Source organism: Streptomyces sp. NPDC088812 (assembly GCF_044750285.1).
GTDB lineage: Bacteria > Actinomycetota > Actinomycetes > Streptomycetales > Streptomycetaceae > Streptomyces.
Genome location: NZ_JBIVJP010000033.1, coordinates 31,167 through 57,219 on the forward strand (window position 1 = coordinate 31,167; position 26,053 = coordinate 57,219).

At 73.1% G+C, this 26,053-nt stretch carries 24 protein-coding genes and 1 pseudogene; 15 read left to right on the forward strand and 10 right to left on the reverse strand.

Going from position 1 to position 26,053, the window contains the following annotated elements; genetic code table 11:
• Positions 1-431: 431 nt before the first annotated feature.
• The 3 genes from ACIP67_RS39785 to ACIP67_RS39795 all read left to right on the forward strand — a co-directional run bounded on the left by ACIP67_RS39785 (position 432) and on the right by ACIP67_RS39795 (position 6,206).
• Positions 432-1,958 (forward strand): GMC family oxidoreductase, encoded by a 1,527-nt coding sequence (locus ACIP67_RS39785; RefSeq protein WP_401698746.1) that lies wholly within the window; start codon positions 432-434, stop codon positions 1,956-1,958.
• Entirely contained in the window at positions 1,951-2,922 is a 972-nt protein-coding gene (locus ACIP67_RS39790; protein ID WP_401698748.1) for an aldo/keto reductase family oxidoreductase, read from the forward strand. Before ACIP67_RS39785 ends, ACIP67_RS39790 begins: the two co-directional genes overlap by 8 nt.
• 323 nt (positions 2,923-3,245) lie before the next feature.
• Complete coding sequence (locus ACIP67_RS39795; RefSeq protein ID WP_401698751.1) at positions 3,246-6,206, forward strand: carbohydrate binding domain-containing protein; 2,961 nt, start codon at positions 3,246-3,248, stop codon at positions 6,204-6,206.
• A gap of 119 nt (positions 6,207-6,325) precedes the next feature.
• Here ACIP67_RS39795 and ACIP67_RS39800 read toward each other — a convergent pair whose 3' ends face one another.
• The 3 genes from ACIP67_RS39800 to ACIP67_RS39810 all read right to left on the reverse strand — a co-directional run bounded on the left by ACIP67_RS39800 (position 6,326) and on the right by ACIP67_RS39810 (position 8,313).
• Entirely contained in the window at positions 6,326-6,748 is a 423-nt protein-coding gene (locus ACIP67_RS39800) for a PPOX class F420-dependent oxidoreductase (protein WP_401698754.1), read from the reverse strand.
• A 50-nt stretch (positions 6,749-6,798) separates the two neighbouring features.
• Positions 6,799-7,689: an NAD(P)-dependent oxidoreductase gene (locus ACIP67_RS39805; protein ID WP_401698755.1), complete on the reverse strand. Its 891-nt coding sequence runs from the start codon at positions 7,687-7,689 to the stop codon at positions 6,799-6,801.
• 96 nt (positions 7,690-7,785) lie between these two features.
• On the reverse strand, positions 7,786-8,313 hold the full coding sequence (locus ACIP67_RS39810; RefSeq protein WP_401698757.1) for an SRPBCC domain-containing protein: 528 nt from the start codon (positions 8,311-8,313) through the stop codon (positions 7,786-7,788).
• 220 nt (positions 8,314-8,533) lie between these two features.
• On the opposite strand from ACIP67_RS39810, the gene ACIP67_RS39815 reads away from it, so the two are divergent.
• Together ACIP67_RS39815 and ACIP67_RS39820 are read left to right on the forward strand one after the other, a co-directional pair.
• The gene (locus tag ACIP67_RS39815) at positions 8,534-9,490 is read left to right on the forward strand and encodes a LysR family transcriptional regulator (protein ID WP_401698759.1); all 957 of its coding nucleotides are present in this window, start codon (positions 8,534-8,536) and stop codon (positions 9,488-9,490) included.
• 37 nt (positions 9,491-9,527) lie between these two features.
• Positions 9,528-10,448: a polysaccharide pyruvyl transferase family protein gene (locus tag ACIP67_RS39820; RefSeq protein ID WP_401698762.1), complete on the forward strand. Its 921-nt coding sequence runs from the start codon at positions 9,528-9,530 to the stop codon at positions 10,446-10,448.
• A 338-nt stretch (positions 10,449-10,786) separates the two neighbouring features.
• On the opposite strand, the gene pqqE is transcribed toward ACIP67_RS39820, so the two are convergent.
• The 7 genes and pseudogenes from pqqE to ACIP67_RS39855 form a co-directional block, all read right to left on the reverse strand.
• The gene (pqqE, locus tag ACIP67_RS39825; protein ID WP_401698764.1) at positions 10,787-11,938 is read right to left on the reverse strand and encodes a pyrroloquinoline quinone biosynthesis protein PqqE; all 1,152 of its coding nucleotides are present in this window, start codon (positions 11,936-11,938) and stop codon (positions 10,787-10,789) included.
• A complete protein-coding gene (gene pqqD, locus ACIP67_RS39830) occupies positions 11,935-12,198 on the reverse strand; it encodes a pyrroloquinoline quinone biosynthesis peptide chaperone PqqD (protein ID WP_401698767.1) in 264 nt (87 codons plus the stop codon). Before pqqD ends, pqqE begins: the two co-directional genes overlap by 4 nt.
• A gap of 254 nt (positions 12,199-12,452) precedes the next feature.
• Positions 12,453-13,175 (reverse strand): annotated as a pseudogene (gene pqqC, locus ACIP67_RS39835) (pyrroloquinoline-quinone synthase PqqC); the annotation flags it as partial.
• Positions 13,172-14,083, reverse strand: coding sequence for a pyrroloquinoline quinone biosynthesis protein PqqB (pqqB, locus tag ACIP67_RS39840; protein WP_401698769.1), 912 nt, complete (start codon positions 14,081-14,083; stop codon positions 13,172-13,174). The pseudogene pqqC and the gene pqqB, both read right to left, overlap by 4 nt.
• A 9-nt stretch (positions 14,084-14,092) precedes the next feature.
• On the reverse strand, positions 14,093-14,230 hold the full coding sequence (gene pqqA, locus ACIP67_RS39845; RefSeq protein WP_401698771.1) for a pyrroloquinoline quinone precursor peptide PqqA: 138 nt from the start codon (positions 14,228-14,230) through the stop codon (positions 14,093-14,095).
• A 54-nt stretch (positions 14,231-14,284) separates the two neighbouring features.
• Positions 14,285-15,406: a PQQ-dependent sugar dehydrogenase gene (locus ACIP67_RS39850; RefSeq protein ID WP_401698773.1), complete on the reverse strand. Its 1,122-nt coding sequence runs from the start codon at positions 15,404-15,406 to the stop codon at positions 14,285-14,287.
• A gap of 212 nt (positions 15,407-15,618) precedes the next feature.
• The gene (locus ACIP67_RS39855; protein WP_401698776.1) at positions 15,619-16,770 is read right to left on the reverse strand and encodes a PQQ-dependent sugar dehydrogenase; all 1,152 of its coding nucleotides are present in this window, start codon (positions 16,768-16,770) and stop codon (positions 15,619-15,621) included.
• Between the two features lie 348 nt (positions 16,771-17,118).
• Between ACIP67_RS39855 and ACIP67_RS39860 the strand changes: the two genes are divergently transcribed.
• The 10 genes from ACIP67_RS39860 to ACIP67_RS39905 all read left to right on the forward strand — a co-directional run bounded on the left by ACIP67_RS39860 (position 17,119) and on the right by ACIP67_RS39905 (position 25,928).
• Positions 17,119-18,771 (forward strand): FAD-dependent oxidoreductase, encoded by a 1,653-nt coding sequence (locus ACIP67_RS39860; protein ID WP_401698778.1) that lies wholly within the window; start codon positions 17,119-17,121, stop codon positions 18,769-18,771.
• 282 nt (positions 18,772-19,053) lie between these two features.
• On the forward strand, positions 19,054-19,716 hold the full coding sequence (locus ACIP67_RS39865; RefSeq protein ID WP_401698780.1) for a hypothetical protein: 663 nt from the start codon (positions 19,054-19,056) through the stop codon (positions 19,714-19,716).
• Between the two features lie 121 nt (positions 19,717-19,837).
• Positions 19,838-20,506: a class F sortase gene (locus tag ACIP67_RS39870; protein WP_401698782.1), complete on the forward strand. Its 669-nt coding sequence runs from the start codon at positions 19,838-19,840 to the stop codon at positions 20,504-20,506.
• 154 nt (positions 20,507-20,660) lie between these two features.
• On the forward strand, positions 20,661-21,806 hold the full coding sequence (locus ACIP67_RS39875; RefSeq protein ID WP_401698785.1) for a SchA/CurD-like domain-containing protein: 1,146 nt from the start codon (positions 20,661-20,663) through the stop codon (positions 21,804-21,806).
• A 94-nt stretch (positions 21,807-21,900) separates the two neighbouring features.
• Positions 21,901-22,287, forward strand: a complete 387-nt coding sequence (locus tag ACIP67_RS39880) for a cupin domain-containing protein (RefSeq protein WP_401698788.1) — start codon at positions 21,901-21,903, stop codon at positions 22,285-22,287.
• On the forward strand, positions 22,284-23,552 hold the full coding sequence (locus ACIP67_RS39885) for a beta-ketoacyl-[acyl-carrier-protein] synthase family protein (protein WP_401698790.1): 1,269 nt from the start codon (positions 22,284-22,286) through the stop codon (positions 23,550-23,552). Before ACIP67_RS39880 ends, ACIP67_RS39885 begins: the two co-directional genes overlap by 4 nt.
• Positions 23,549-24,799: a ketosynthase chain-length factor gene (locus ACIP67_RS39890; protein ID WP_401698792.1), complete on the forward strand. Its 1,251-nt coding sequence runs from the start codon at positions 23,549-23,551 to the stop codon at positions 24,797-24,799. The genes ACIP67_RS39885 and ACIP67_RS39890 overlap by 4 nt, the downstream gene beginning before the upstream one ends.
• A 30-nt stretch (positions 24,800-24,829) precedes the next feature.
• Positions 24,830-25,087 (forward strand): acyl carrier protein, encoded by a 258-nt coding sequence (locus ACIP67_RS39895; protein ID WP_389522011.1) that lies wholly within the window; start codon positions 24,830-24,832, stop codon positions 25,085-25,087.
• Between the two features lies 1 nt (position 25,088).
• Positions 25,089-25,568, forward strand: coding sequence for an SRPBCC family protein (locus ACIP67_RS39900; RefSeq protein WP_401698794.1), 480 nt, complete (start codon positions 25,089-25,091; stop codon positions 25,566-25,568).
• A 27-nt stretch (positions 25,569-25,595) separates the two neighbouring features.
• Positions 25,596-25,928, forward strand: a complete 333-nt coding sequence (locus ACIP67_RS39905; protein WP_401698797.1) for a TcmI family type II polyketide cyclase — start codon at positions 25,596-25,598, stop codon at positions 25,926-25,928.
• The last annotated feature ends 125 nt before the right edge of the window (positions 25,929-26,053 follow it).

Sequence of the window (26,053 nt, forward strand, 5' to 3'; positions counted from 1 at the left end):
CCCGACCCCAGGCACCGGACCCAACCCCGGCCGACGCCACACCCCGGCGACGTACCGGCAGCGATCCCGGCCCACTCGTCCGGCACGGGCCGGGCCCCTCCGGTCGCGGCGTCCGCCGGGCGCCGTCCGGTCGGCGCCGCGTGCCCGCAGCAGGGCGCGTCCGGTTGTGCCACGCGCCCACCGCGGGCCCGATGCGGCCGCAGGACGTGCCGTCGCGGGTCCGGCCGTACAGCGCGCCCGTCGCTGGCCAGGTCAGCCCGGTCCCCCGCGCTCACGCGTCGGGGCGCTCGCGCGTCGGGCTCCCCTCCGTCGCGGGCTCCTCCCCCACCCGTCCCAGGTTCCCTCCGCCCCGCCGCTCGGCCGCCCCGGCACACGTCCGCGGGGCCCGGGCCCCCCTTCCCCGACTCGACGAGACCCGCAGGAGACCCCGTATGACAGCACCATCGGCACAGTCGGCATCATCCGCGCTGTCGGCACCATCGGCACGCAGCTACGACGTCGTCGTCCTCGGCGGCGGTGTGGCGGGGTGCGTACTGGCCGCCCGGCTGAGCGAGGACCGCTCACGGTCGGTCTGTCTGGTGGAGGCCGGGCAGGACTACGGGCCCCACGGCGAGGGCTGGCCGGGCGGCCTGCTCGACGCCCGCAGCCTGCCGCGCAGCGACGTCTGGGAGCGGCACACCGAGGTGTACCGCCTGCGGGCACGCGTCATCGGCGGTTCGTCGTGCGTCAACGGCTGCTGGAACACCTGGGGCACCCACGCCGACCAGGCGGAGTGGGAGCGCACGGGCGGTGCCGCCTGGTCGGCCGCGGCCCTGGAACGCCATCGCAAGGCGGCCGTGCAGCAGATGGACATGCGCCCGGTGCCCGACGGCGAGCTGTCCCCCTTCAGCCGGGCGGCCCTCGCGGCGGCGGACGAACTCGGCTTCGCCCACGCCGACATGGGTACCTCCGGCGGCCCCGGCCACGGCACTCCGCTGCTCAACGCGGTCGACGGGCTGCGCTGGAACGCGGCCTTCGCCTATCTGGACCCCGCCCGGTCGCGCCCCAACCTGACCGTCCTCGGCGGCGCCTCGGCCCACCGCCTCGACGTCCGGGGCGGCCGGGTGCACGGGGTGGAGGTCGTACGGGACGGCGAACGGGTCACCCTGACGGCGGACACGTACGTGGTGGCGTGCGGCACGTACGGTTCGCCCGCGCTGCTGATGCGCAGCGGCATCGGGCCGGCCGGGCAGCTGCGCGAGGCCGGCGTCCGGCCCGAGGTCGACCTGCCCGGCGTGGGCGCCAACCTGACCGACCAGCCGGGCGTGTTCGTCCCGCTGGCGCCGACCGACGGGCTGAACGCCGCCCTGGCCGAGCAGGAGGCGCGCGGTGAGCTGTACGGGAACCGCATGCTGATCAGGGCGGCGAGCCCGTACTGCGGGGACGGCTCCTGGGACCTGCACATCCTGGCCAACGCCGGTCCACCGCTGTTCGGGAAGCTGCCGCCGGGGCAGTACGAGGCGGGCCTGTCCTCGTACCTGATGAAGCCGGCGTCGCGCGGCCGGGTGCGCCTGCGCTCCGCCGACCCCGCCGAGCCGCTCGACATCGACCCCGGCTTCTTCAGCGACCCGGAGGGGCGCGATCTGGCCGCCGTGCGGGCGGGGCTCGGCATCGTGGAGGACCTGGCCGGGTCGGCCGCGCTGCGTCCCCTCGTGCGGCAGGTCGAGGAGCACCCGTCGCGGCTGTCGGACGAGCGGATCCGGGCCCGGGCCGGCACCTACTGGCACCCGGTGGGGACCTGCGCCATGGGCACCGAGGACGACCCGGGCGCGGTGGTCGACGGGGCGGGGCGGGTGCACGGCGTGTCGAACCTGCGGGTCGCCGACGCCTCGGTGCTGCCGACGGTCCCGGCCGCCAACACCCAGCTCCCGGTGCTCGCCGCCGCCGAACTGCTGGCCGAGGCGGTGCCGCGTGACTGAGACCGGCACCGCGGGAGCCACGACACCGCGGCGGGACGTCCGTGAACACCGGGTGCTGTACGGGTGCATGGGACTCGGCGGGGGCTGGGACCGGACGCCGTACACCGCGGCCGACGTCGACCACGCCGAGCGGGCGGTCCGCGCCGCGCTGGAAGCCGGGATCACGGCCTTCGACCACGCGGACATCTACCGCCACGGCAAGTCCGAGGCGGTCTTCGGGGAGCTCCTCGCGCGCGACCCGCGGCTCAGGGACCGTGTCCTGATCCAGACGAAGTGCGGCATCGTGCTGCCGGACGGTTCCCGTCCCGGCCACTACGACCTGCGCGCCGGGGCCGTCGTCCGGCAGGTGGAGCAGAGCCTCACCCGGCTGCGCACCGACGTGATCGACGTCCTGCTGCTGCACCGCCCCGACCCGCTGGCGCGCCCCGAGGAGATCGCGGAGGCGTTCGCCGCCCTGCGGGAACAGGGCCTGGTGCGCCAGTTCGGGGTGTCCAACATGAGCGCCGCGCAGATCGCCCACCTGCGGACGGCCGTGGAGGTGCCGCTGGTGGTCGACCAGCTGGAGATGAGCCTGCACCGGCGGGGCTGGGTGGAGTCCGGCGTGCTGGTCAACACGCCGGCCGCGGCGGGGGACGGCTTCCCTCACGGCACGCTGGAGTACTGCGCGGCGCACGCGATCCGGCCGCAGGCGTGGGGCGCGCTCGCCGGGGGCCGGTTCTCCGGCGGCGACGACACGCCGGCGGCGCGGCTGGTCGCCGAGCTGGCGGCCCGCAAGGGCACCACACCGGAGACCGTCGTCCTGTGGTGGCTCCAGCGCCATCCGGCCGGTGTCGCCCCGGTCGTCGGCACCACGCGGCCCGAGCGCATCGCCGCCTGCCGTGACGCCGTGGACGGCCCGCCCCGACTCGACCACGAGGAGTGGTACGCCCTCTGGGTCGCCGCCCGGGGCGCCCCGCTGCCCTGAGGCGCCCTCAGGCTCCCGGGCCCGGGGGCCCCTGACAACCCCTGAGACACCTGAGACACCTGGACGACGTCCCCCGGCCGGTTTCCGCCGGGGGGCGTCGCCGTTTCACCCCGGCCCCACGGCAACGGGTCCCTGCGCGCACCCCCTTTACGACAATGACATGCACAGGTAATCTCCAGGCGCCTGCAAGAAGTTGCTGGAAATTTCAGACAGACGATGCGTTGCAGGTGTGGGTGCATCGGGATTCTCGAGGCGCGTCAGGATCTGCGGTGTGCGTCCACAAGGAGCCACGGGTTCCGCCTCACCCCACTGGAGAGACGCACATGAGACGCCATCGACCACCCGCCCGCGGCTGGACCGCGGGCTCCCTGGCGGCAGGGCTCCTCGCCCTGACGGCCGTCACGGGCCCCACCGCCCCGACCGCCCAGGCCGCCGACACGAACTCGGCGACGGTCTTCTACTACACGAAGACCAGGAACTGGGCCTCCACCTATCTGCACTACGCCCCCGACGGCGGTTCCTGGACGACCGTGCCGGGCGTCGTCATGGAGGCCGCCTGTACCGACTGGGTGAAACTCACCGTCGACCTGGGCTCGGCCACCGGGCTCCAGGCCACCTTCAACAACGGCTCGGGCACCTGGGACAACAACGCGGGACAGAACTACGCCCTGGGCACCGGCGACATCACCGTCAAGGACGGTGTCATCGCACACAGCGACCCCTGTGCCGAGTCGGACCCGGAGACCTCGCAATCGGCCACCGTGTACTACTCGTCCGCGGCGACCGGCTGGACCACCGTGAACTTCCACTACGCCCCGGCCGGCGGGTCCTGGACCACCGTCCCCGGCGTCGGCATGGAAGCGGCCTGCACCGGCTGGTGGAAGAAGACCGTCGACCTCGGCACCGCCACCTCGCTGACGGCCGCCTTCAACAACGGCAACGGCACCTGGGACAACAACAACGGGGCCGACTACACGATCCCGGCCGGCACGAGCACGGTGGCGAACAACACCGTCACCGCCGACGCCGACGACCCGTGCGCGGCCCAGGAGCCGGACACCGAGGCGCCCACCGCCCCGACCGGCGTCCAGGCCTCCGCGACGAACACCTCGGTCGTCGTGTCGTGGAACGCGGCCACGGACGACACCGGCGTGACGGGCTACCAGGTGACGCGCACCGGCGGCACCAAGGGCTCGATGGTCACCGACGTCACCTCCACCGTGTTCTCCGACACCGGCCTGGAGGAGAACACCGCCTACACCTACACGGTCCGGGCCGTGGACGCCGCCGGGAACGTCTCCGCCGCCTCGGCCGGGGCGACGGCCACCACCGGCAGCGCACCGGAAGAGCCCGCCTCCGGCACCCCGCTGGGCACGGACCCGCGCAAGGACCCGATCTACTTCGTGCTCACCGCGCGGTTCAACGACGGGGACAGCACCAACAACCGCGGCGGCAGCCAGCACGTCAAGTCGGGCAACTCCGCCAACAACGACCCCATGTTCCGCGGCGACTTCAAGGGCCTGGTCGAGAAGCTCGACTACATCAAGGGCCTCGGCTTCTCCGCCGTGTGGATCACCCCCGTGGTGCTCAACCGCTCCGACTACGACTACCACGGCTACCACGGCTACGACTTCTACAAGGTCGACGCCCGCCTGGAGTCGGCCGGCGCCTCCTACCAGGACCTGATCAACGCCGCCCACGCCAAGGGCATGAAGATCTACCAGGACGTCGTCTACAACCACTCCTCCCGCTGGGGCGCCAAGGGCCTGTACACCCCGACGGTGTACGGGGTGCGCGACACCCAGTGGAGCTGGTACTACGACGAGAAGAACGAGGGCTTCGAGTACGACGGCCTCACCGTGGAGACCAAGTCGGGCAAGTCGTACTACAACGGCGACCTGTGGTCGACGGCCGAGCCGTCCGGCAACACCTGCCTGAACTGGGGCGTCCCCACCGGCGGCAAGAGCGCCGAAGGATACACGATCTACAACTGCCAGTGGCCGAGTCCCACCTCGGGCATGTTCCCGAAGGCGTACTACCACCAGTGCTGGATCGGCAACTGGGAGGGCGAGGACGCCCGCTCCTGCTGGCTGCACGAGGACCTCGCGGACTTCAACACCGAGTCGACGCCCGTGCAGAACTACCTGATCGGCGCCTACAACAAGTACATCGACATGGGGGTCGACGGCTTCCGCGTCGACACCGCGGTGCACATCCCCCGCGTCACCTGGAACCGCCGTTTCCTGCCCGCCATCTACGACCGGGTCACCCAGCGGTTCGGCACCGCGGCGGCGGAGAACTTCTTCGTCTTCGGCGAGGTCGCCGCGTTCGTCAACGACAAGTGGAACCGGGGATCACCCAACCACTCGGCGCAGTTCTACACGTGGAAGGAGCGCAAGGAGTACAGCGCCGACGACGCCACGGCCGCGCTGGAGCAGTACGAGTACGAGCAGGCGCAGGGCACCGGCAACCAGCCGACGTCCACCAACGCCTTCCTCGACGGCAACAGCTACCACACACCCGACCACAGCAAGTTCTCCGGCATGAACATCATCGACATGCGCATGCACATGAACTTCAGTGACGCGCAGAACGCCTACAACAACGGCAAGGACTCCGACGACAGCGTCAACGACGCCACCTACAACGTCGTCTACGTCGACAGCCACGACTACGGCCCGAACAAGAGCAGTACGCGCTACAGCGGCGGCACCGACGCCTGGGCCGAGAACATGTCGCTGATGTGGACCTTCCGCGGCATCCCCACGCTGTACTACGGCTCGGAGATCGAGTTCCAGGCGGGCCAGCGGATCGACTGCGGGCCCAGCTGCCCGCTGGCCACGACCGGCCGCGCCTACTTCGGCGACCACCTGGCCGGCAGCCTCACCGTGTCGGACTTCTCCAAGGTCGACTCCGCGAGCGGGCAGGTCGCCACGACGCTGAGCCAGCCCCTGGTCAAGCACGTGCAGCGGCTGAACCAGATCCGCCGGGCGGTCCCGGCACTCCAGATGGGCCAGTACTCCACCGACGGCATCTCCGGCGCCATGGCCTTCAAGCGGCGGTACACCAGCGGTACCACCGACAGCTTCGCGCTGGTCACCGTCACGGGCGACGCCACCTTCACCGGCGTGCCCAACGGCACCTACCGGGACGCGGTCACCGGAGACGTCAAGACCGTCTCCAACGGCACCCTGAGCGTCGCCGCGCCCGGCAAGGGCAATCTGCGGGTCTACGTCCTCAACGGCCCCGGCAAGATCGGGTCGGACGGCCCCTACCTGAAGTGACGGGCGCGACCTGAACTGACGGGCGCGGGCCGGGTGGTCCTCCGGCCCGTGACCGGACGCCCCCGCGGGGAAGGAACCCCGCGGGGGCGTCCTGACGCGCCCGCCCGTGCGCACGGCCCTCAGGTGGACGCCTGGTCGCTGTCCCTCATCGCGCCCCAGCCGTGCCAGCGCTCGACCTCGATCCAGGCGCTGACGCGGGCCCGGACGCGGTCGGGGTAGGGCTGGCCGGTGTAGTGGGTGGCGATGCGGTCGATGTCGGCGAGTCCCTCGTCCCCGTACGTCTCGACGACGCGGCCGATCAGCGTGACGTGGGTGTACCAGTCGTCGTCGGCGAGGACGGTGACGGTCAGGCGCGGGTCGCGGCGCAGGTGCTTCAGACGGACGCGGCCCTCGTCCAGGCTGATCAGGACGCGGTCGTCCTCCCACAGGTACCAGGTGGGGGTGGAGACCGGCGACCCGTCGGAGCGCAGAGTCGCCATGACGGCCGGGTTGGGGCGGCGCAGCAGGTCGGAGGCCTCGGGCGGCAGCGGGGGCTTGGACATCTCGGTTCCTCTCGGTTGCTCTCGTTCCCTCGGGGTGTGGGCTTGGTCCGTCAGGACGCGGGCTCGTCGTCGAAGCTCGCGTAGTACGCGGCGGCCATGTCCTCGTCGGCGTGGCCCCGGGCGGCGGCGCGCTCCATCCGTTCGGCGCTCGCGGCGGCCACGTCCAGGCGCACGCCGCGCCGCTCGCCGGCCTCGACGATCAGACGGGCGTCCTTGGCGGCGGTGGCCACCGCGAACTGGGGCGGCGACAGCCGGCCGTCGAGGATCATCCCCGACTTCGCCCGCAGGTACCCCATGTCCAGCGGTCCGCCCGCGATGGCGTCGAAGAAGCTCTGCGGGTCGACGCCGAGCGCCCGGGAGAGGGCCAGCACCTCGCCGGCCGCGGCGGTCGCGGCGATGACCCAGCTGTTGGCCACCAGCTTCAGCCGGGTGGCGCTGCCCTGCGCGCCGTCCTCACCGGTCCACACGGTCCGGGCGCCGACCGCGTCGAGGACCGGGGTCACCGTGTCGCGCCGGTCGGCCGGACCGGCGGCGAGCACCAGGAGCTGCCCGGCCTCGGCGGGCTGCCGGGTGCCGAGGACGGGCGCGTCGAAGAAGACCAGGCCGTGCTCGTCGGCGAACGCGGCCAGGTCCTCGACGGCCTCGACGCCGGCGGTGGTGGACTGCACCCAGGCGGTGCCGGGCCGCAGGGCGGGGGCGGCCTGCCGCATGACGTCCAGGGCGGCGGGGCCGTCGTAGAGCATGGTCAGGACCACGTCGGCGCCGTCGACCGCCTCGGCGGGCGTGCCGGCGATGTGCGCCCCGTCGGCGGCCAGGGGCTCGGCCTTGGCCCGGCTGCGGTTCCAGGCGCGGACGGTGTGTCCGGCGCGGATGAGGTTGCGGGCCATGGCGGCGCCCATGATGCCGGTGCCCAGGACGCTCACGGTGAGCTTGTCGGTCATGACGTCGGTTTGCCGATCCGTGCGAAGGGGTGCGGAGGTGTGCGGGGCCCGGCCGCACCGCCAAGTGCGGTGGTGCGGCCGGGAGTCCGCGGTCTGTCAGGCGCCCAGCATGCCGGAGGCGGCCCGGATCAGTCCGTCCAGCCACGCCTGGTGGCCGTTGAGCATGGGGTTCGGGCGCTCGGTGGCCAGGGCGGCGGCCGGCGCGCCGATCTGGGTCTCCTGGGTGAGGACGCGGACCCGGTCACCGGGCAGGTCCTCCACCAGCCAGGCATGCAGCACGTCGAGCCGCTCCTCGGGGCCGCCCTCCTGCTTCGCCGTCCAGGACAGCCGGCCCGGGACGCCCTCGGCGGGGGCCCGGAACTCCACGACGTGCGCGTCCAGGGGCGGGAAGCCGAAGGTGCCGAACCGGAAGGCGAGGTCGTCGCCCAGCTCGGGGCCGCCGCCGTCGGGGAAGGAGATGTCGGCGACGTTGTCGTAGTACGACTCCCAGGCCGAGGTGTCGGTCAGGTACCGCCAGACGTCGGCGGCGGTGACGCCCTGGACGATCACCTCGTTGGAGACGAAGTTGTCGCCGGTGCCGGGCAGGTACGTGTCGGGCCAGTCGATCGCGTTCTGCGTGGTCATGGGGGGTCTCTCCGAAGCGGTGGGGGGAGGGCCGGCGGAGCTTGCGGGGTTCCGGGGTTTTGGGGTTCCGGGGTTCCGGGGTGCATCCTCGTCGGCCGGACGGGCCGCCGCATCACGGCGACACCGACGACGCTAGACCCGCCCTCCATCGGAGGGCCAATAGGGATCCCGATCCCAGCGATCGGAAGCCCGATGGTGCAGCGGGAATACCATGGACGGCATGACCGACCGGACACTGGATGGGACGGGCCCGGCGACCGACCGGAGCAGGAAGCTCCCGGCGCACGCGGACCTGAACCTGTTGCGCACCTTCCTCGCCGTCTACCGCTGCGGCACCTTCACCGCCGCCGCCCCGCTCCTCGGTCTCTCGCAGCCCACCGTGACCGCCCAGATCCGCACGCTGGAGCAGCAGACCGGCCGCGAGCTCTTCACCCGGCTCCCCCGCGGTGTGGAGCCCACGCCCCTCGCTCACGAACTCGCGGGCCGGATCGCGGGGCCGCTGGACGCGCTGGCCGTGCTCGAAGGCACCGGCCCGCTGTCCGGGCGCACCGCCCCGGTCCATCTGGCCGGCCCGTCGGAGCTGCTGTGCGTCCGCGTCCTGCCCGCGCTCACCCCGCTGATCACCGAGGGCGTGCAGCTGCGGGTCGCCCAGGGGCTGCCCGAGCCGCTGCTGGAGGAGATGCGCGCGGGCCGGCACGACCTGGTCATCGCCACCCGGCGGCCGCGCGGGCGGGCCCTGGAGTCGGTGCCGCTCGCCGACGAGGAGTACGTGCTCGTCGCCGCCCCCTCCTGGGCCCGGCGCGTCGGGGACCGGCCGGACGCCGACGACCTGTGCGCCGCGCTCCGCGACCTCCCCCTGGTCACCTACGCGGAGGACCTGCCCATCGCCCGCCGCTACTGGCGCACCGTCTTCGGCCGGCAGCTCACCGCGGACGCCGCCCTGACCGTGCCCAACCTGTACGCCGTCCTGTCTGCGGTCAACTCCGGCGCCGGGTACAGCGTGCTGCCCCGCTCCCTGTGCCAGGAGTACCTGGACTCCGGCCGGCTGGCCCTTCTGCACGACCCGGAGGAGGCCCCGCTCAACACCCTCTTCCTCGTCCAGCGTCCCGGCGCCGACACCAACCCGGACGTGCTGCGGGTGCGCGACCGCCTCCGCCGGGCGGCCCTCACCTGGTAGCCGAGGGTCCGGCGGTCGGCGGTTGCCGTTCGGCCGGATGGGCACCCGGGTCGCCATGGCGGAGCTGCGGCGGATCCTGGTGACCGGGTGGTTCGGCTTCCTCGACGGGGAGGCGACCGCCGGGGACGTACTGGCGCTGGACCGGGTGCGGGACGTGTTGCGGCAGGCGGGGCTGGAGCACGACGTCGCCTGGAGTCCGGGGTTTTGTCCCGGCGGACTGCACCTGTCGCGGGTCCGGCCCGAGGACTACTCGCACCTGGTGTTCGTCTGCGGTCCGCTGCACGGGCCGCAGATCGAGGAACTGCACCGGCGCTTCGCGCACTGTGCGCGGATCGCCGTGGGCGTCTCCGTCGTCGACGCCGACGGCCCGGCCGTCACCGGCTTCCACCGGGTGCTGGCCCGCGACGGCGACGGCCCGGACCCCACGTGCGACCTGGCGGCCCGCGCACCCGCGCTGCCCGCCCGCCCCGTCGTCGGGGTGATCCTCACCCACGGCCAGCACGAGTACGGGGCGCGCCGACGGCACGAGCGGGTCGCCGAGGAGGTCACGCGCTGGCTGTCCGGCCGGGACTGCGCGCGTTTGGAACTGGAGACCCGGCTCGACACGCACGACTGGCGCCTGCCCGCGACACCGGCCCAGCTGGAGTCGGTGCTCTCCCGGCTCGACCTGGTCGTCACCGACCGGCTGCACGGGATGCTGCTCTCCCTGCGCGCGGGCGTTCCCGCGCTGGCCGTCGACCCGGTCGAGGGCGGCGCGAAGGTGACGGCGCAGGCCCGTGCCTGCGGCTGGCCCGCACTGCTGCCCGCCGAGCGGCTCGACGCGGCGGCCCTGGACCGGTGGTGGCAGTGGTGCACCACCTCCGGCCGCGACCTCGCCCGTGAGATCGGCGCCGGCTTCCGCCGGGGCGGCCCGGACAGCGCGGACGGCCTGCTCCGGGCACTCAGAACACCCGGATGACGACGGACGAAGGACCACCACAGGAAGGCGGAAGACCGCGCAGAGCGGCGGAAGACGGCGGCCAAGCCGACAGCCAGGCCCGAGGGCCGGACCGGGGCCGAGGGCCGGACCAGGACCGGAACCGAGGGCCGGACCAGGGGGCCAGACCAGGCCAGGGCCCAGGGCCGGACCAGGACCGAGGGCCGGACCAGGACCGGAACCGAGGGCCGGACCAGGGGGCCAGACCAGGCCAGGGCCCAGGGCCGGACCAGGACCGAGGGCCGGACCAGGACCAGGACTGAGGGCCGGACCAGGGCGGCCGGCCCCCGGCCCGGCGCCCCGGGGCCCAGCGCCCCCGCTCAGCGCACCCGCGGCGCCGCCCCGGGGCGGCGGTAGACGTAGGGCGGGGGCGGTGCGGTGGGGGTGTGGTCGTCGACGAGTGTGCGGACGAGGTGGTGGTCGGGGGAGAGTGCACAGGCCGGGTCGGTGCGGGCGGCGTCGCCGGTGAGGGCGTAGGCCTGGCAGCGGCAGCCGCCGAAGTCCTCCTCCCGGCGCGGGCAGCCCCCGCAGGGGCCGGTCATCCAGTCGGTGCCGCGGAAGCGGCCGAAGGCCGGGGAGTGGTCCCAGATCCAGGCCAGGGAACGGTCCCGTACGGAGGGCGCGTCGAGGTCGGGCAGGGAGGCGGCGGCCGGGCAGGGCAGGACGGTGCCGTCCGGCGCGACGGTCAGCGAGACCGCTCCCCACCCGCCCATGCAGGGCTTGGCGACCCCGTCGAAGTAGTCGGGGACGACCCAGACCAGGTCGACCCGGCCGGCGAGCCGTTCCCGCCAGCGCTCGACGGACTCCCGCGCACGGGCCAGCTGGGCGCGGCTGGGCAGCAGCGCGGCGCGGTTGAGCAGCCCCCAGCCGTAGAACTGGGTGTTGGCCAGCTCGATCCGGTCCACGCCCCAGGCCACGCCCAGCTCGACGAGGGCGTCCACGGCGTCGAGGTTGTCCCGGTGCAGCACCACGTTCAGTCCGAGGGGCAGCCCGGCCCGCCGGACGAGGGCCGCCGCCCGCTCCTTGGCGGCGAAGGAGGACGGACGGCCGGCGATCCGGTCGTTGGCCCGCGGCTCAGCGTGCTGGACGGAGAGCTGGACGCTGCGCAGCCCCGCCGTCCGCAGCGCGGTCAGCCGGGGCTCGTCCAGGCCGGTGCCGCTGGTGACCAGCTGCGTGTAGATCCCGGCGGCCTCGGCGGCGGCGACGATCTCCTCCAGGTCGGGGCGGAGCAGGGGCTCACCGCCGGACAGATGCGTGTGGACGACGCCCAGTGCGGCGGCCTGGCACAGTACGTCCGCCCACTCCCCCGCGCTCAGCTCGCCCGAACGGCGGGCCAGTTCCACGGGGTTGGAGCAGTAGGGGCAGTGCAGCGGGCACGCGTGGGTGAGTTCGGCGAGCAGCGCCCAGGGCCGCGCCACGTGCGCGGAGCCCGGGGCGTCGGCCGGGTCCACCGACGCGGGGGAGACGGTCATGCGATCCAGCCCTCCTGGTGCAGGCGGTCGAGGAAGGAGGGGACTTCGGTGGCCACGGGGGCGCCCGGATAGCGCTCGGCCAGCTCGTCGACGATTCCGCGCACGGTGCGCGTGCCGTCGCACAGGCCGACGACCTGGCCGGCGTGTCCCTGGAGGACGACCACGCGTTCGGGCAGGACCAGCAGGTCGGTGCCGCGCACGGGGTCGTGCCGCAGCATGAGGGCCGGGGCGAGGGCGGGACGCCACCGGCTGTCGGGCACCTGCGTCACCCCTGCCCCCGTCCGTCATGGCGCCAGGGACGGCCGGCCGGCGCCACGCGGCCGTCCCGCCGGCCGTCCCGCTGCTCCCGCCCGTCGCGACGCCACGGACGGCTGTCCGGCAGCGGCCGGCCGCCACGCTCCCGCTCGCCGACCGCGTCGGGCCCGCCGTCCGGGAACCGCCGTACGGCCGCGTCGGGCCCACCGTCCCGGAACCGCCGTACGGCCGCGTCGGGCCGGCCGTCGGGAGACCGCGGTCCGGGCCCGTCCTGCCGTTCCTCCTGTTGCACGGCGTCCAGCAGGGCCCACAGCACCTCGCACTTGAAGCCCAGCGCGGCCACGGCCCGCTCTTGGTCCTCGCGCGTGCGGGCCCATTCCAGGACCAGGGCGAGCGCCTCGGTGCTGTCGCGCCGGCCCTGGTCGACGCGGGTGCGGAAGTAGTCGAGTCCGGACGGCTCGATCCACCGGTAGTGGCGCTCGAAGGCGTCGATGCGCAGGCGCATCAGGTCGGGCGCGGTCAGCTCGGTGAGGGAGGCCGCGACGGCCTCCAGCGGCGGGCGCAGCCGGCAGAAGTTGACGTAGCCCTCCACCGCCAGCCGCACGCCCGGCAGGACGCGGTCGCCCGCCAGCAGGCCGGCGCGGTCGAGTCCGGCCGCCTCGCCGAGGCGCAGCCAGCGCTCGATGCCGCCCTCACCGTCCCGGCGGCCGTCGTGGTCCTCGATCCTGTGCAGCCACATGCGCCGCAACCGTGAGGAGTCCAGTTTCGCGGTGATCAGCGCGTCCTTGACGGGGATGTGGCGCTGGTAGTGGAAGCGGTTGGCGATCCACCGGCGGACCTCCGCCTGGCTGAGGTCGCCCTCGTGCATCCGTACGTTGAAGGGGTGGCGGTCGTGGTACCGCTCCTGGCCCACCTCCCGCAGGCGGGCCTCGAACTCGGCGGGGCTCCAGGGCTCCGTCAGGGTGGGCAGTGCCGTCGTCACAGCTCGATCACCATCTCGTCGTAGGCCACCTCGACACCCAGTCGGGCGAGCCGCTTGTGCTGTGCCGCGGTCGGGTCGACGAGGGGGTTCGTGTTGTTGAGGTGCGTGTAGTAGCAGCGGGCGGACAGTCCGGCGAGGATGGCGGCGGTGCCGCCCGGTCCGTCGACGGGCAGATGGCCCATGCCCGTCGCGGTGCGGGAGGAGAACCCCGCGCGGCGCGGCTCCTCGTCGTCCCAGAAGGTGCCGTCGACGATGACGCAGTCGGCCTCGGCGGCGGCCCGGTGCAGTGCGTCGGACCAGACGGCCACGGCGGGGGCGTAGAGGGCCGACCTGCCGGTGGCCGGCTCGTACAGGCGCAGGGCGACCACCCAGCCCTCGTCCTCCGGGGCGTCGGCGGCGTAGCGGGGGCGTTTGCCGGACACGGGGACGGCGCTGATCCGCACGCCGTGGCCGGTCCGGTCGGCGGCGCCGTGCAGGGGCACTGTTCCGTGGCGGGGCAGGTCCCGCCAGGTGAGCGTGGTGTAGGAGCCCAGGACGTCGTCGAGGCGCAGCCGGTCGGTCAGCGCCCGGCGGACCGGGGTGGTGGCGAGGATCTCCACGCCGTCGGCCTCGCGCAGCCGTGCGAGGCCGAGGGTGTGGTCGAGTTCGGCGTCGGTGAGGACCACTCCGGCGATCGGGGTCCGCCGGGTTCCGGGCTCGGGCCGGAGCTCGGGGCGGGCCTCGATCTGGTCGCCGATGTCGGGGGTCGCGTTGACGACGTACCAGCGGCCGTCGTCCGTGCCGACCGCGAGCGAGGCGTGGCGGCGGCGGCGCTCGGGATGGGCGCGTGCCCCGGAGCATCCGGGGCACGCGCAGTTCCACTGAGGGATGCCGCCGCCTGCCGCGGTGCCGAGCACCTGCAGCAGCATGGCGGCGGACTAGCGGACGGAGAGGGAGTAGGCGGTGACCTCCAGCGCGGTGTCGACGACCGTGTAGCCGGGCGTCTGCCAGGCGGTCCGGTCGGCGGGCTCCGTGGTGGTGGCCGGGTGCTGGATCTGCTCGTCGGTCTGGGGCATGCTGCGTACTTCCTTTCGGGGAGGTGGGTGGTGATCCCTTCGTGCGAAGGGAGGTCAGTCGGTGGTGACTTCGAGGATGAGGTCCTTGTCCTCGCCCCGGTCGCTGGTGCCGAGCCAGAGCCGGTTGGCGCCGGGGACCTTGACGATCGCCCGCAGCCGGCCGTAGGTGCCGTTGTAGTAGGCCTTCGCGGTGCCGACGTCCTTGCCGGTGGCGTCGATCGGCATCGCCCACAGGCGCTGGCCGCGCAGCGTCGAGACGTACAGGACGTCGCCGCTGACGGCGATCTGGGCGGGTACGCCTCCCTCGCTGGGCTTCCAGACCCTCTTGGGGTTGGTCATACCCGCCTTGGAGCAGGAGCCCTCGCAGGTGGGCCAGCCGTAGTTGCGGCCCGGCTCGATGAGGTTGAGCTCGTCCCAGGCGCTGTCGCCGACCTCGGTCTCCCACAGCCTGCCCCGGGAATCCCAGGCCAGGCCCTGGGGGTTGCGGTGGCCGTAGCTGTAGACGCGGGTGCCGAACGGGTTGCCGGGCGCCGCCGCACCGGTGCGGGTGAGGCGCAGGATCTTCCCGCTGAGGGAGCCCTTGTCCTGGGCGAGCTTCGACTGGTACGCCTCGCCGGTGGTGACGTACAGGTAGCCGTCGGGTCCGAAGGCGATCCTGCCGCCGTTGTGGTCGCCGCCCCGGGTGATGCCGCCGACCAGGACGGTGTAGCCGCTGAGCGAGGTGCCGTCGAAGCGCATCTTCACGACCCGGAGGTCGTTGGCGGCCGTGTGGACGAAGAAGACGTCCTGGTCGGTGGTGCCGTTCCAGCCGGGCGAGGGGGCCACGCCCAGCAGCCCGCCGCTGCCCGACAGGACGGTGGGCGAGGGGACGACGGTGTGGGGCACCGTGCCGACCTTCTTCTTGGAGCCGTCGCGGTGCTGCACCCACACCGAGGCGCTGACGCGCTCGGTCACCAGGGCCCGCTTCCCGTCGGGCAGGAAGGAGATGGACCAGGGCTTCGTCCACTTGTCGGAGAGGACGGAGGCACCCGTCGGCTTGCCGCCGTCGGGGAGGACACCGGGATCGGCCGTCGCCGGGGGCTGCAGGGCGCAGACGCCCAGGACGGCGGCGACGGCGGTGATCAGGGCCGTGCGCGGACGGACCCGGCGCAGCGCCGGACGCGCCTTACGTGACATTCCGTTGCCTTTTCTGTCGTGCGAAGGCACCGACGGGCTGCCGGGAGGGGACCCGTGGCCGTCGGTGGGGGAGGTGGGAGGCAGGAGCGGGGAAGGGTCCGCGGCTCCTGCGACGACGCAGCGTGGGCGGCGGCCGTCCCGCGGGCCACCGGTGATCGTCCGTCCTGCTGACGGCCCCACCGCGCGACGGCGGGGGCCGGGCCGTACCCCGGTCACCTGACGGTGACTTTGAGGAGCAGGTCCTTGTCGGTGCCGCGGTCGCTCGTGCCGAGCCAGAGCTCGTCGGCACCGGGCACCTTGACCAGCGCGCGCAGCCGGCCGTACTGGCTGTCGTAGTACGACGTCGCGGACTTGACGTTCTTGCCGGAGCTGTCGATGGGCAGGGCCCACAGCCGCCGGCCGCGCAGCGTCGACGCGTAGATGACGTCGTCGACGACCGCGATCTGGGCGGGTACGCCTCCCTCGCCCGGCTTCCACACCTGCTTCGGGTTCGTCGTCCCCGCGGCGTCGCAGGATCCCTCGCAGGTGGGCCAGCCGTAGTTGCGGCCCGGCTCGATGAGGTTGAGCTCGTCGTAGGTCTGGTGGCCGATCTCCGTCTCCCACAGCCGCCCGGCGCTGTCCCAGGCCAGGCCCTGGGGGTTGCGGTGGCCGTAGCTGTAGACGCGGGTGCCGAACGGGTTGCCGGGGGCCGCCTCACCGGTGCGGGTGATGCGCAGGATCTTTCCGTTGAGGGAGTCCTTGTCCTGGGCCAGCCTGCCCTCGAACGCGTCGCCGGTGGTGACGTACAGGTAGCCGTCGGGGCCGAAGACGACGTTCCCGCCGTTGTGCTGGGTGTCCCGGCGGATCCCGGTGAGCACGGGGGTGTAGCCGCTCAGGGACGTCCCGTCGAAGTCCATCCTGACGACGCGGTTATCGGTGGCCGTGGTCTCCATGAAGAACACGTCCCGGTCGGTGGTGCCGTTCCAGGTGGGGGGGACGGCGACGCCCAGCAGCCCGCCCTTGTCCTGGGCCTCCAGGCTCCAGACCGCGTTCGGCACCTTGCCGACCCGCCGCCTGGAGCCGTCGCGCCCGGCCTCGAAGACCTCGCCGGTGTTGCGCTCCGTCACCAGCGCCGTGTTCCCGTCCGGCAGGAAGGAGATCCCCCAGGGGGTCGTCCACGTGTCCGACAGGGTGCTGATCCCCGACGGCGCGCCGCCCGCCCGGGGGCCGTCGTCCAGGAGGAGGTCCTCGGCACGGGGAGGGAACGGGGCCGCGGCCGCCGGAGACGACGGCAGGACGCCGGCGGTCATCACGGCGGCGACGGCGGCGATCGCGACCAGGCCCGGACGGACTCGGCGCAGTGCCGGTTGCGGCAAGGGTGACATGGGGTGCCTTTCCTTTCTCGGGGGTGACCGGTGGTGACGCCCTTTCAAAAACCAGACAATACAAGGAAAAAGGGACAATCCGAAGCATGGTCATATCTCCTGCGCGGAGGGTCGAGCGCTTCTTCCCCGTCCGGGCCGTCCGCGAGCCGTCCGCAGATCGTCCGGGGGCAGTCCGCAGATCGTCCGCGGGTCGCCCACGTGCCGCCCGCGGGCCGCCTGCGGGTTAAGCGAGTGAAGCCTTGTCCGCCGTCCGCCGTGCGGATGCCGGGTGGGGCATGCATGAAGATCCCGGCCGTGACCGGCCCCGTACCGGCCGGAGCGGCGAACCCGACACCCTGGAGGCGAGCGATGAACGAAAGAGACGACCGGTCCGACCACACCCACACAGTTCCCGTCCTCATCGTCGGCGGGTCCCTGGTGGGCCTGTCGACCTCGGTGTTCCTGGGACGGCTGGGAGTGCGGCACACCGTGGTGGAGCGCCACGCCGGCACCTCCATCCACCCCCGCGGACGGGGCAACAACGTCCGCACGATGGAGCTGTTCCGGGTGGCCGGCGTCGAGCCGGCGATCCACGAGGCGGCGGCCACCCTGGCCGAGAACCACGGCATCCTGCAGACACCCACCCTGGTCGGCGACGCGGGCGAGTGGCTGTTCCGGCGGATCGACCCGGGCGGCGCCCTGGCCCGGTTCAGTCCGAGCTCCTGGTGCCTGTGCAGCCAGAACGACCTGGAGCCGGTCCTGCTCGACCACGCCGCGGGGCTCGGCGGCGACCTGCGCTTCTCCACCGAGCTGATGTCGTTCGAAACCGACTCCACCGGGGTGACCGCGGTGGTCAGGAACCGGGACACGGGGGAGCACACCACCGTCCGGGCGGCCTACCTGGTGGCCGCCGACGGGCCGCGCAGCCCCGTGCGCGAGCAGCTCGGGATCGCCCAGAGCGGTCCGGGCGAGCTGTTCCACAACATCAGCATGACCTTCCGCTCCCGCCGGCTCGCCGATGTGGTCGGCGACCGACGTTTCATCGTGTGCTACCTGACCAGGCCGGATGCCGACGGCGCGCTGCTGCCGGTGGACAACCGCGAGAAGTGGGTCTTCCACGCCCCGTGGCACCCCGAGCACGGCGAGACGCTGGAGGACTTCACCGACGAACGCTGCACCGACCACATCCGCCGGGCGGTCGGGGTGGACGACCTCGACGTGGAAATCACCGGCAGGGCCCCCTGGCACGCCGCCCAGCGCGTCGCACGGTCCTACCGGTCGGGACGGGTCTTCCTGGCCGGCGACTCGGCCCACGAGATGTCCCCGACCGGGGCCTTCGGCTCCAACACCGGCATCCAGGACGCGCACAACCTGGCCTGGAAACTGGCCGCGGTGCTCGGCGGCTGGGCGGGGGACCGCCTGCTGGACACCTACGACATGGAGCGCCGTCCGGTGGCGGAGGCCACCAGCGCCCGTGCGGCCGCCCGGTCGGTCGAGCACAGCCACCCCGGCTACACGCCGCCGCCCGGCGCCGGCGGCGCGCCGCAGCGCGGCATCCTGAACGTGACCCTCGGCCACCGCTACCCGAACGGCGCCGTCGTGGACGCGGACCCCACCACGCCGGTCATCCCGGAGCAGCTCGACCTGACCGGAGAGCCCGGCAGCAGGGCGCCCCACATGTGGGTACGGCAGGAGGGCCGCCGTATCTCCACCCTCGACCTCTACGAGCGGTCCCTGGTGCTGCTCAGCGACGCGGGCGAGCCCAGCGGATGGCACAAGGCCGCCGTCCGTCTCGCCGAGCGGATGTCCGTGCCGCTGGTGTCGTACCGGATCGGGACCGGGGACGACGCCGAGCTGGCCCCCGAGGACGGTGCCGACTGGGCGGAGTGCCACGGCACGACCCTGTCGGGCGCCGTCCTGGTCCGTCCCGACGGGTTCGTCGCCTGGCGGGCGCGGGGGCCGGTCGCGGACGCCGAGTCGACGCTGGGTCAGGTTCTCACCACCGCACTGGCCCTGGACTGACCCCGCGAGGACGGCGCGGACCCCGCCGTCGCCCCGGTCGTGTCGCCCAGCAGTCCCCCTGACGGCTGCCGGGCGGCACTCTTTTGTGTACTCACCGCAACTCGACGGTCACTGGGGCGAGTTGACTCGGATGTGGGCGGCGGGTGCGGGATCCGCGTTCACTCGGCTGAGCGTCCCGAGTGGTGGGAGACGGTGTGCTGGCTGACGGTGGATCACGTCGGGGCCCGAGTCGGTTCAGCTGACGAGACGCCAGCTGCTCGGCCCTGGCGGAAGGACTCTCCCATGCGCTCTGCTCGCTTGCTCCTGGCAACCGCGGCCGCCTCGGCCACCCTCGCCCTCGCCGCCACCGGCGCCCACGCCACCGGCGACGAGGCCGAGCCCGACGGATCGTCCTACAGCCAGAACCAGGACGACACCTCGTCCGAGAAGAAGGACGAGGACACCTCCGGCTCCAAGGACGAGGACTCCGACAAGAAGGACGACAACGGCTACGGCGACAAGGACGACCACGGCTACGGCAAGAAGGACCACGGCGGATACGGCAAGAAGGACCACGGCGGCAAGCCCGACGGCGGCGTCCACACCGGCGGCGGCGCCCTCGCCCTCCTGAACGACGACTACTCCACCCCCGACCCCAAGCACGACCCCGAGTCCTACAAGGACAAGGACGGCGAGAGCAAGGACTCCTGGTCCAAGGACGAGGACAAGGAGAAGGGCTCCTGGAGCAAGGACGAGGACAAGGACAAGGACTCCTGGAGCAAGGACGAGGACAAGGACAAGGACTCCTACGGCGGCGGATACGACAAGCCCAACGGCGGAGTCCACACCGGCGGCGGCGCCCTCGCCGGCACCGACGTGACCGCGGGCGGCCTCGCCGCCCTCGCCCTCGCCGGCACCGGGCTCTACGCCGCCCGCCGCCGCAAGACCGCCGGCGGACCGGCCTGACCATGCCCGACGCGATAGCAGCCCGGGCCGCCACGACACATCCCCGTGGCGGCCCGGCCCGCCCTCCGCCCACCCGCCACGTCGGGCCGGTCCGAGAGAAACGCCCTAGTGAGGTCGTCCGATGGCAGTCCCTCCCTCCTCCCCCGCCCACGCCGCGCCGGCGCCGGCCGACCAGGGGTCCCGCGGGTCGATGACCGTGCTGGGCGCCGTGGTGCTCCTGTTCCTGGCCCTCAGCTTCTTCGGCGGGAACGAACCGTCGTACCACTCCGCGCCCCCGCCGCACTCCCCGCAGGCCGCCTCGTCGACCTCCCCCGCCCGGCACCCGGCCGGCAAGCACCTGCCCCGGTCCGAGCCCGTGCGGCTGCTCATCCCGAAGATCTCGGTGGACGCTCCCTTCACCGACCTCTCCCTCACCCCCTCGGGGCAGCTCGAAGCCCCGCCGGCCCATGACACCAACCTCGTCGGCTGGCACGCCGAGGGAACCTCCCCCGGCGAGACGGGCACCGCGATCATCGCCGGCCACATCGACACCGCCACCGCCCCCGCCGTCTTCGCCGACCTCGGTGAGCTGGAGGAAGGGGACGTCTTCAAGGTCCGGCGGGCCGACGGACGCACGGCGTCCTTCGTGGTCGACGACCTCGAGACCTTCGAGAAGGACCGCTTCCCCAGCCGCCGTGTCTACGCCGACACGGACAAGGCCGAGGTCCGCCTCATCACCTGCGCGGGCGACTACGACCGCGCGGCCAAGGACTACACGGCCAACCTGGTGGTCTTCGCCCATCTCCGGTGAGCCCGCCGGCCCCGTCCGCGCGGCCGGTCACTCGCGTAGTCCATCCGAATCGCGCGCCGGTGGCGACCGGCTCAAGATCGAGGCACACCGCCTCGCAGCGCCAGCAGGTGAAGCCAGCCCCTCCGTCCTCCCCGCAGAAGGAGATGTGCCCAGCATGACCACCACCGCACCCGCCCCCCAGCCGCTGACACGACAGGTGTCGCACCGCGTCTCCCAGTCCGTGTTCGACGGCTCCCGGCTCCGGGTCGTCCTCCTGGTGGACGTCCACGACGGCGCTCAGCAGCAGTTCCTGGAGGCGTACGAGCAGCTCTGCAACCAGGTCGCGTCCGTACCCGGACACGTCAGCGACCAGCTGTGCCAGTCGATCGAGAACCCCAGCCAGTGGCTCATCACCAGCGAGTGGGAGAGCGCCCCGCCGTTCCTCACCTGGGTGAACAGCGAGGAGCACGTGCACATGGTGGAACCGCTGCACAGCTGCGTGCGGGACACCAGGTCGCTGCGCTTCCACGTCGTCCGCGAGACCGGCGGCCCGGCCGCCGACACCGCGCCCGCCCCGCGCACCCTCCAGGCCTCGCCCCGCATCGGGGACGGCGTGACCCGCCACGCGCTCACCTTCACCGTCAAGCCGGGCAGCGAGAAGGCCGTCGCCCAGATCCTCGCCGACTACGAGGCGCCGAACCCGAAGGTCGACGACACCACCCGGCTGTGCCGCACGTCCCTGTTCATGCACGGCAACCGCGTGGTGCGCGCCATCGAGGTGCGCGGCGACCTGCTCGCGGCGCTGCGCCACGTGGCCCGGCAGCCCGAGGTACGGGCCGTCGAGGAGGCCATCAACCCGTATCTGGAGCAGGACCGGGACCTCGACGACCCCGAGTCCGCCCGGGTCTTCTTCACCCGGGCGGCGCTGCCGGCCGTCCACCATGTGACGGCGGAACGGGAGGACCCGACGGCCCAGCGGTACGCGCTGTACTACCCGGCCCGCCCCGACTGCGGGATGCGGCTGGCCCAGCTGCTCGCCCAGCAGGACGAGGCGGCCGCGGAGGACCCCCGCAACCCCGTCCTGTGCAGCACGATCTTCCAGCGCGACGACGTCGTCGTACGGCTGATCGACGTCCGCGGCGGGCTCGACGCGGGCGACCCCGCGCTCTCCCTGGGCCTGCTGGACCCGGCGGCGGCCGCGGAGCTGACGGCCTTCCCCGAGGGCGCCGGCGGTTCGGCGCCGTGGGACGGCGGCCCCACCCGCGTCCTCGACCTCACCCGCATGGAACTCATCACCGACCGCCGCTCGGCCCGCGCCTGAGCCGTCCGGCACAGGGGTCGCGGCGGCCGTCCGGACCCCCGTCGACACAGCACACGATCGGAGCAACGTCGTGATCACATCCCGTCCCAGAATCGTGGATCTCAGCGAGGTCGAGCCCAACACCCGGCGCGGCGGCGATCTGCGCGCCATGCTCACGCCCGCCACGGTCAACTCCACCAGCGGCTTCATGGGCGTGGCCATCGTGCAGCCCGGCGACCGCATCGGGGAGCACTACCACCCGTACTCCGAGGAGTTCGTGTACGTCGTCTGCGGGCAGTTGGAGGTCGACCTGGACGGCGAGCCGCACCCGCTGCGGCCCGAGCAGGGGCTGATGATCCCCGTCAACATGCGGCACCGCTTCCGCAACACCGGCAACGTCGAGGCCCGGATCGTCTTCCACCTCGGCCCGCTGGCCCCGACCCCGCCGCTCGGCCACGTCGACACCGAGCAGACCGAGGCCGTCCCGGTGGTGGGAGCGTGAACCGGCGTGTGGCGGTCACCGGTATAGGGGTCGTCGCCCCGGGCGGCATCGGAGTCCCCGCGTTCTGGGACCTGCTCTCCCACGGGCGCACCGCGACCCGGGGCATCACCTTCTTCGACCCGTCCGGACTGCGGTCGCGGATCGCCGCCGAGTGCGACTTCGACCCGGCGGCCCACGGCCTGGACGCGGACCAGACCGCCCGCAACGACCGGTACATCCAGTTCGCGCTGGTCGCCGGCGAGGAGGCGGTCCGGGACTCCGGCCTCGACCTGGCCCGGGAGAACCCCTGGCGGGTCGGGGTGTCCCTGGGCACCGCGGTCGGCGGCACCACCCGGCTCGAACACGACTACGTCCTGGTCAGCCACCAGGGGCAGCGCTGGGACGTCGACCACGACCGGGCGGAGCGGCACCTGCACCGCGCGTTCGCGCCCAGCACGCTGGCCGCCACGGTCGCGGAGCGGTTCGAGGCGCGCGGCCCGGTGCAGACCGTCTCCACGGGCTGCACCTCGGGGCTCGACGCGGTCGGCTACGCCTTCCACACGATCGAGGAGGGCCGGGCCGACGTGTGCATAGCGGGCGCCTCGGACTCCCCCATATCGCCGATCACGATGGCCTGCTTCGACGCCATCAAGGCCACGTCCCCGAACAACGACGACCCCGCCCACGCGTCGCGTCCCTTCGACGCCGACCGCAACGGGTTCGTCATGGGTGAGGGCGGCGCGGTCCTGGTCCTGGAGGAGCTGGAGCACGCCCGGGCCCGCGGGGCCCACGTGTACTGCGAGCTCAGCGGCTACGCCACCTTCGGCAACGCCTACCACATGACCGGTCTGACCCGGGAGGGCCTGGAGATGGCCCGCGCCATCGGGGTCGCCCTCGACCACTCCCGGCTGAACGGCACGGCGGTGGACTACGTCAACGCCCACGGCTCGGGCACCCAGCAGAACGACCGGCACGAGACGGCGGCGGTGAAGCGGGCCCTCGGGCAGCACGCCTACGGCACGCCCATGAGTTCCATCAAGTCCATGGTGGGCCACTCGCTGGGGGCGATCGGCGCGATCGAGGTCGTCGCCTGTGTGCTGGCCCTGGCCCACCAGGTGGTGCCGCCCACCGCCAACTACGAGACCCCGGACCCCGAGTGCGACCTGGACTACGTCCCGAAGGTCGCCCGCGAGCGGAAGCTGAACACCGTTCTCTCCGTGGGCAGCGGGTTCGGCGGCTTCCAGTCCGCGGTGGTCCTGACGCGGCCGAGAGGGAGGACACGATGAGCGAACCCCATCAGCGGCGCGCGGTCGTCACCGGCATCGGTGTGATCGCGCCCAACGGAACCAGCACCGAGTCCTTCTGGAAGTCCACCCAGGAGGGCGTCAGCGTCCTGGACCGGGTCACCCGCGAGGGCTGTGAGCACCTGCCGCTGCGGGTGGCCGGCGAGATCCGTTCCTTCGAGGCGTCGACGGCGGTCGAGGAGCGCTACCTCGTCCAGACCGACCGGTTCACGCACTTCGCGATGGCCGCGGCCGACGTCGCGCTGGACGACGCCCGCCTCGGCCAGGCCGACACCGCCGGTGAGCCGTTCTCCGTGGGCGTGGTCACCGCGGCCGGCTCGGGCGGCGGCGAGTTCGGCCAGCGGGAGCTCCAGCGGCTGTGGGGCAAGGGCAGCCGCTTCGTCGGGCCGTACCAGTCGATCGCCTGGTTCTACGCCGCCAGCACCGGCCAGATCTCCATCCGCCGCGGCTTCAAGGGCCCCTGCTCGGTGGTCGCGGCCGACGAGGCCGGCGGCCTGGACGGTCTCGCGCACGCGGCGCGGGCGGTGCGGCGCGGCACCGACGTCATCGTGGCCGGGGCGACGGAGGCGCCCCTCGCCCCGTACTCGGTGGTGTGCCAGCTCGGCTACCCGGAGCTGAGCACCGCCGACGACCCGGCGCGCGCCTACCGCCCGTTCACGGAGGCGGCCTGCGGGTTCGTGCCCGCGGAGGGCGGCGCCATGTTCGTCGTGGAGGAGGAGCGCTCGGCGCGGGAGCGGGGTGCGCGGGTGCGGGCCACCCTGGCCGGGCACGCGGCGACGTTCACCGGCGCCTCCCGGTGGACGCGGTCCCGGGAGGGGCTCGCCCAGGCGATCCGCGGCGCCCTGGACGAGGCCGGCTGCGCGCCCGAGGAGATCGACGTGGTCTTCGCCGACGCCCTCGGGGTGCCGGAGGCGGACCGCGCCGAGGCGCTGGCGATCGCCGACGCCCTCGGCGCGCACGGCCGGCGGGTGCCGGTCACCGCGCCGAAGACCGGCATCGGCCGCAGCTTCTGCGCGGCGCCCGTGCTGGACACCGCGGCGGCGGTGCTGGCGATGGAGCACGGTCTGATCCCGCCCACCCCCAACGTTTTCGACATCTGCCATGACCTCGACCTGGTGACCGAACGCGCCCGCGCCGCCGAGGTGCGGTGCGCGCTGGTCCTGGGGCGGGGGCTCATGGGCTCGAACTCGGCGCTGGTGCTGCGGCACGGCGTCGCCGACGCCTCGTGACGGGGCAACGGAGCAAAGGAGAGGAACCTCATGAGTGACCGCATCACCGTGGAAGAGCTGTCCGAGCTGATGAAGCAGGCCGCGGGCATCACCGTGGCGCCGGAGGAGCTGCAGCAGCGGTCCGGGACCGGGTTCGACGCGCTCGGCGTCGACTCGCTCGGGCTGCTGGGCATCGTGGGCGAGCTGGAGAACCGTTACGGCGCGCCGCTGCCGCCCGACGCGGAACGCTGCAAGACGCCCCGGCAGTTCCTCGACCTCGTCAACAGCGCCCTCCCGGCAGGAGCCTGACATGGCCGGACACACGCAGAACGAGATCGTCATCGCCGCGCCGCTGGACCTGGTCTGGGACATGACCAACGACGTGGCGAACTGGCCCCGGCTGTTCAGCGAGTACGCCTCCGCGGAGATCCTGTCGCAGGAGGGGAACAGGACCACCTTCCGGCTGACCATGCACCCCGACGAGAACGGCACCGTGTGGAGCTGGGTCTCGGAGCGGGAGCCGGACCGCGACACCCTCAGCGTGAAGGCCCGCCGCGTCGAGACGGGTCCCTTCGCGTACATGAACATCCGGTGGCAGTACGCGGAGGTCCCCCAGGGCACCCGGATGGTGTGGACGCAGGACTTCGAGATGAGGCCCGACGCCCCGGTCGACGACGCCTGGATGACCGACAACATCAACCGCAACTCCAAGGTCCAGCTGGCCCTGATCCGGGACCGCATCGAGAAGGCCGCCGCGGACCGCGGGTCCGTGCCGTCCGTGACCGACTGAGCCGGAAGCCGCAAGGAGGACAGGAACATGCATCAGGCCCTGATCGTGGCCCGGATGGCTCCCGGGTCGGCGCCGGACATCGCCAAGCTGTTCGAGGAGTCGGACCGTGGAGAGCTGCCCCACCTGGTGGGGGTGGACCGGCGCAGCCTCTTCCAGTTCGGTGATGTGTACATGCACCTCATCGAGTCGGAGCAGGACCCCGGCCCGGCCATCGCCAAGGTGGCCGGACATCCGCGGTTCCGGGACATCAGCGAGCGGCTGTCGGCGTACGTCAGCGCGTACGACCCCGAGACCTGGCGGTCGCCCAAGGACGCCATGGCGCACTGCTTCTACCGCTGGGAACGGGACTCCGCCGGCTGAGGACGCTCCTCGACCGGCCACCGGTCGCCGGGGCCGCGCGGGGGGGCGCCCCCGCGGCCGGTGGGTTTCCCCCGGGGGGTCCCGGGGGGGGGAACGGGGGACGGGGGAGGCGCACGCGGGGGCGG

What these genes read in the sequence shown, in the direction of transcription:
- ACIP67_RS39860 (WP_401698778.1), top strand. Translation starts at nt 17,119, where the DNA reads ATGAACGAAAGAGACGACCGGTCCGACCACACCCACACAGTTCCCGTC.
- ACIP67_RS39815 (WP_401698759.1), top strand. Translation starts at nt 8,534, where the DNA reads ATGACCGACCGGACACTGGATGGGACGGGCCCGGCGACCGACCGGAGC.
- ACIP67_RS39875 (WP_401698785.1), top strand. Translation starts at nt 20,661, where the DNA reads ATGACCACCACCGCACCCGCCCCCCAGCCGCTGACACGACAGGTGTCG.
- ACIP67_RS39900 (WP_401698794.1), top strand. Translation starts at nt 25,089, where the DNA reads ATGGCCGGACACACGCAGAACGAGATCGTCATCGCCGCGCCGCTGGAC.
- ACIP67_RS39905 (WP_401698797.1), top strand. Translation starts at nt 25,596, where the DNA reads ATGCATCAGGCCCTGATCGTGGCCCGGATGGCTCCCGGGTCGGCGCCG.
- ACIP67_RS39855 (WP_401698776.1), bottom strand. Translation starts at nt 16,770, where the DNA reads ATGTCACCCTTGCCGCAACCGGCACTGCGCCGAGTCCGTCCGGGCCTG.
- ACIP67_RS39810 (WP_401698757.1), bottom strand. Translation starts at nt 8,313, where the DNA reads ATGACCACGCAGAACGCGATCGACTGGCCCGACACGTACCTGCCCGGC.
- ACIP67_RS39865 (WP_401698780.1), top strand. Translation starts at nt 19,054, where the DNA reads ATGCGCTCTGCTCGCTTGCTCCTGGCAACCGCGGCCGCCTCGGCCACC.
- pqqA (WP_401698771.1), bottom strand. Translation starts at nt 14,230, where the DNA reads ATGCCCCAGACCGACGAGCAGATCCAGCACCCGGCCACCACCACGGAG.
- ACIP67_RS39785 (WP_401698746.1), top strand. Translation starts at nt 432, where the DNA reads ATGACAGCACCATCGGCACAGTCGGCATCATCCGCGCTGTCGGCACCA.
- ACIP67_RS39870 (WP_401698782.1), top strand. Translation starts at nt 19,838, where the DNA reads ATGGCAGTCCCTCCCTCCTCCCCCGCCCACGCCGCGCCGGCGCCGGCC.
- ACIP67_RS39895 (WP_389522011.1), top strand. Translation starts at nt 24,830, where the DNA reads ATGAGTGACCGCATCACCGTGGAAGAGCTGTCCGAGCTGATGAAGCAG.
- ACIP67_RS39800 (WP_401698754.1), bottom strand. Translation starts at nt 6,748, where the DNA reads ATGTCCAAGCCCCCGCTGCCGCCCGAGGCCTCCGACCTGCTGCGCCGC.
- ACIP67_RS39795 (WP_401698751.1), top strand. Translation starts at nt 3,246, where the DNA reads ATGAGACGCCATCGACCACCCGCCCGCGGCTGGACCGCGGGCTCCCTG.
- ACIP67_RS39850 (WP_401698773.1), bottom strand. Translation starts at nt 15,406, where the DNA reads ATGTCACGTAAGGCGCGTCCGGCGCTGCGCCGGGTCCGTCCGCGCACG.
- ACIP67_RS39805 (WP_401698755.1), bottom strand. Translation starts at nt 7,689, where the DNA reads ATGACCGACAAGCTCACCGTGAGCGTCCTGGGCACCGGCATCATGGGC.
- pqqE (WP_401698764.1), bottom strand. Translation starts at nt 11,938, where the DNA reads ATGACCGTCTCCCCCGCGTCGGTGGACCCGGCCGACGCCCCGGGCTCC.
- pqqB (WP_401698769.1), bottom strand. Translation starts at nt 14,083, where the DNA reads ATGCTGCTGCAGGTGCTCGGCACCGCGGCAGGCGGCGGCATCCCTCAG.
- ACIP67_RS39890 (WP_401698792.1), top strand. Translation starts at nt 23,549, where the DNA reads ATGAGCGAACCCCATCAGCGGCGCGCGGTCGTCACCGGCATCGGTGTG.
- ACIP67_RS39820 (WP_401698762.1), top strand. Translation starts at nt 9,528, where the DNA reads ATGGGCACCCGGGTCGCCATGGCGGAGCTGCGGCGGATCCTGGTGACC.